This is a genomic window from Brevundimonas sp. (assembly GCF_018608325.1).
Classification (GTDB): domain Bacteria; phylum Pseudomonadota; class Alphaproteobacteria; order Caulobacterales; family Caulobacteraceae; genus Brevundimonas.
This window is the reverse complement of sequence record NZ_JABAZW010000060.1, coordinates 19974-23764: the sequence shown is the minus strand read 5'-3', so window position 1 is coordinate 23764 and position 3791 is coordinate 19974. Positions and strand designations below refer to the sequence as shown.

5 protein-coding genes are annotated in these 3791 nt (G+C 64.8%); 4 read left to right on the top strand and 1 reads right to left on the bottom strand.

The features are described from left to right. From QZ281_RS06400 to QZ281_RS06385, 4 genes are all read left to right on the top strand, one after another. Positions 1–251 (top strand): tyrosine-type recombinase/integrase (locus tag QZ281_RS06400; RefSeq protein ID WP_292226106.1); only part of this gene is annotated, 251 nt, incomplete at its 5' end. Positions 252–340: 89 nt separating this feature from the next. Beyond that, positions 341–1288, top strand: a complete 948-nt coding sequence (locus tag QZ281_RS06395; RefSeq protein WP_292226103.1) for an acetyl-CoA carboxylase carboxyltransferase subunit alpha — start codon at positions 341–343, stop codon at positions 1286–1288. Positions 1289–1367: 79 nt separating this feature from the next. After that, complete coding sequence (locus QZ281_RS06390; RefSeq protein WP_292226096.1) at positions 1368–1922, top strand: response regulator; 555 nt, start codon at positions 1368–1370, stop codon at positions 1920–1922. Beyond that, complete coding sequence (locus QZ281_RS06385; RefSeq protein ID WP_292226092.1) at positions 1919–2395, top strand: chemotaxis protein CheE; 477 nt, start codon at positions 1919–1921, stop codon at positions 2393–2395. Before QZ281_RS06390 ends, QZ281_RS06385 begins: the two co-directional genes overlap by 4 nt. On the opposite strand, the gene QZ281_RS06380 is transcribed toward QZ281_RS06385, so the two are convergent. After that, the coding region (locus tag QZ281_RS06380; protein WP_292226080.1) for an ABC transporter ATP-binding protein/permease at positions 2383–3791 on the bottom strand (1409 nt) is incomplete at its 5' end. The two genes, QZ281_RS06385 and QZ281_RS06380, sit on opposite strands and share 13 nt — an antisense overlap.

The window sequence follows — 3791 nt, the reverse complement described above, 5'->3', positions numbered from 1 at the left end:
CCCCGCGTCGCTTCGCCCAGTTGCTGGACGAGGCCGCCATCACCGCCGGGATCGGTCCCTCGCGCGTCAGCCCACACGTCTTGCGCCACGCCTTCGCCACCCACCTGCTGGAAGGCGGCGCCGACCTGCGCGTCGTCCAGACCCTGCTGGGCCACGTCGACATCGCCACCACCCAAATTTACACCCACGTGGCGACTGATCGCTTGGCGCAGGTGGTGCAGCAAAATCATCCTCTGGCGCGCGATGATTGAACCCCGCTTGCCGCGCGGCGCTGACCTCTTTAGTTTCCCCCGCCTTCCCTAGGGGCGCTTTTCGGCCCCCGCTGTTCCCGGACGCCTTTATGGCCACGCACTATCTCGACTTCGAAAAGCCGATCGCCGATCTGGAAGCCAAGATCGACGAACTCTCGGCCCTGTCCGAAACTTCGGGCTCGTTCGAATCGGAAATCGCAGGCCTGCGCAAGAAGGCGGAGCAGCTTCGCAAGAAGACCTACGCCGGGCTGGACCCCTGGATGAAGACCCAGGTCGCGCGCCATCCGCAGCGTCCGCACTTCATCGACTATGTCGAGGCCCTGTTCACCGACTGGAACGAGTTGCACGGCGACCGCCAGTTCGGCGACGACCAGGCCATTCTGGGCGGGCTGGCCCGTTTTCGTGGCCGTCCGGTCGTCATCATGGGCCATGAAAAGGGCCACGACACCGCAACCCGCATCACCCACAACTTCGGCATGGCGCGGCCTGAGGGCTATCGCAAGGCTGTGCGCCTGATGGACATGGCCGAGCAGTTCGGCCTGCCCGTCCTGACCTTCGTGGACACTGCAGGCGCCTATCCGGGCCTGGGCGCCGAGGAACGCGGTCAGGCCGAGGCCATCGCCCGTTCGACCGAACGCTGCCTGACGCTGGGCGTGCCCTCCATCGCCACCATCACAGGTGAAGGCGGTTCGGGCGGCGCTATCGCTATCGCCGCCGCCAGCCGCGTGTTGATGCTGGAGCATTCGATCTATTCAGTCATCTCGCCAGAGGGCGCGGCGGGCATTCTGTGGCGCGACGGAACGCGGGCCAAGGATGCGGCCATGGCCATGAAGATCACCGGCCCTGACCTGATCGGCCTGAAGATCGTCGACCGTCTGATCGAAGAACCGCTGGGCGGCGCCCACGCGGACCGCAAGGCCGCCCTGACCAACGTGGGCAATGTGCTGGCCGAGGAGTTGAAGAGTTTCGAAGGCCTGTCGCCCAAACAGATCAAGAAGCAGCGGGCCGAGCGTTACTACGCCATCGGCGCCCTGTAAAAACGAACAGCGTTAACTGACTATCCACCTCAATCTGCCAACCTTGGCAGGTTGAGGACATGAAGGCGGGCGACCGGCCATGACAATGCTGGGCGACACCCTCCGCGAAAGCGCGATCTTCAATCTGGAAGGCGCTGTGACCATGGTGGTGGACGATTCGCCCTTCTCCATGACGCTGACGACCAGCGCCCTGTCCGGGTTTGGCATCCGACCGGCCTTTGCCCTGGGCTCGGGCGTCGAGGCCAAGCAGATTTTACAGGATACGCCGATTGATCTGCTGATCGTCGATACAGCCATGCCGGACATCGATGGGTTCGAACTGGTCCACTGGCTGCGACGATCTGCGCCAAATCCCAACGCCTTTGCGCCTGTCATCATGACCGCCAGCCACATCAAGCGCACCCAGTTGAAACGCGCCCGTGACTGCGGCGCCAACTTCGTCGTCACCAAGCCATTCAGCGCGGGCATGTTGCTGGAGCGCATTTTATGGATCGCAAAAGACAATCGACCGTTCCTTGAGGTCGGAGACTATTTCGGCCCCGACCGACGGTTCCGAAACGAGATCTGGGACGGCGAAGAACGCCGCGCCAGCATGAAGAATGCGGGCAGAAAAGGTGGGAGCATCAGCCTGTGACTGTCATCACCCATACCCAGCGCCGTTCACGCCTAGCTGAAATGGTGGATCGTCCCGGCGGCGTCAGCGTCGGATCGGCTCTGGCCAAGGCGACCGCCAATCTTGAGGTTCATAAGGAGCAGGCCCGCGCCATCATCGGCGACGGCATTGCTACGCTCCTGGCGCCGCCGTCGCCGAACCTGCCGGAGGCTGTGCGGCTGGACCTGGCCTATGCGGCCTCCAGCCAGATCATCGACGCCGCTAATCCGTTCGGGATGGATGACCTGTGCACGGCCGCCAAGGGGTTATGCGACCTGCTGGACGCCGCCCCGCGCCAAGGCGGCTTTGACTGGCGGATCGTCACCGTCCACGCCCAGGCGATGAAATTGCTGCTGGCCCTTCCGCCGCAGGACGCGGAAGCGCGCACGATCATCCTCAGCAACCTGCATGAGGTTCTGAAGCACAAGCTGTCGCCGGGCGCTCAGGCGGGCTGAGCCGACTTTCCGCCGCGCGTCTGCTTACGCCACAAGCCAGCATATTCCCCGCCCTGACGCGCGACCAGTTCATGGTGCGCGCCGCGTTCGACGATACGTCCGGCCTTGAGCACCAGAATCTGGTCCGAATCCGCCACGGTGGACAGGCGGTGGGCCACCACCAGCGTCGTCCGACCCGAGCGGGCGCGGCGCAGGGTCTTCTGGATCGCCGCCTCGGTGCGGCTGTCCAGCGCGCTGGTCGCCTCATCCAGGATCAGGATGTAGGGATCAGCCAGCAGAGCGCGGGCGATGCCGACGCGCTGGCGTTCGCCGCCCGACAGTTTCAGCCCACGCTCGCCCACGCGGGTCTCCATGCCTTCAGGCAGGCCACGAATGAAATCGGACAGTTCCGCAGCCTCGGCCGCCGCCCAGATATCCGCCTCGCTGGCGGTCGGACGCGCAAAGGCGATGTTGGCGGCGATGCTGTCGTTGAACAGCGCCACATCCTGCGGCACCAGAGCCACCGCCGCCCGCAATGAGGCCTGTGTCACCTGTCGCGCATCATGACCGTCAATCAGAACCCGGCCATCCTGCGGGTCCAGCAGACGCAGCGCCAGTTTGACGATTGTGGACTTGCCCGCCCCTGAAGTCCCGACCAAGGCCGTTGTCGTGCCCGGCGCGGCATAGAAGCTGACGTCCTCCAGACCATTGGCCCGAGCGTCATGGCGGAAGCCGACCTGTTCAAACTCGACCGCTGCACCACGCGTATCGACCGGACGCGGCAGATCCACGGCGTCCGCGGCATCCGCGACCTGCGGCGTCTGGCGTGTGACCTTCAGCATCTCCTCCATGTCGATGAAGGACTGACGGATTTCACGATAGGCGAAGCCCAGAATGTTCAGCGGCGCATACAGCGAGATCATGATCAAAACCGCCGCCGTCACGTCCCCCGGCCCCATCCGGCCCGCCGCCGCCTCGAACCCGGCCATCACGGCCATGACGCCGAGGCCCAGATTCATGATCAGGGCCTGCATCCCGTTCAGCAGGTTCAGCGACGTGTTCGCCTTCAGCGACGCCTGGGTGTAGTCGCCCAGCGCCCGGTCATAGGTCTGGGCCGCGCGCGCCTCGGCGCCGAACGACTTGACCGTCTCATAGTTCAACAGGGCGTCGACCGAGACGCCCGCGGCTTCGGAATCAGCGGCGTTCATGACGCGCCGATGCTCGAGCCGCCAGTTGGACATCGAAAAGGTCGCCACCGTGTAGATGACAACGACCACCACGGCGACGGCGCCGAACCGCCAGTCATACTTGCCGCCCAGAACCGCCGCCGCCAGCGCCAGCTCGACCGCCGTGGGCACAAGATTGAAGGCCAGAATCCGCAGAAGGAAGTCCACGGCGCGCGATCCGCGATCCATGG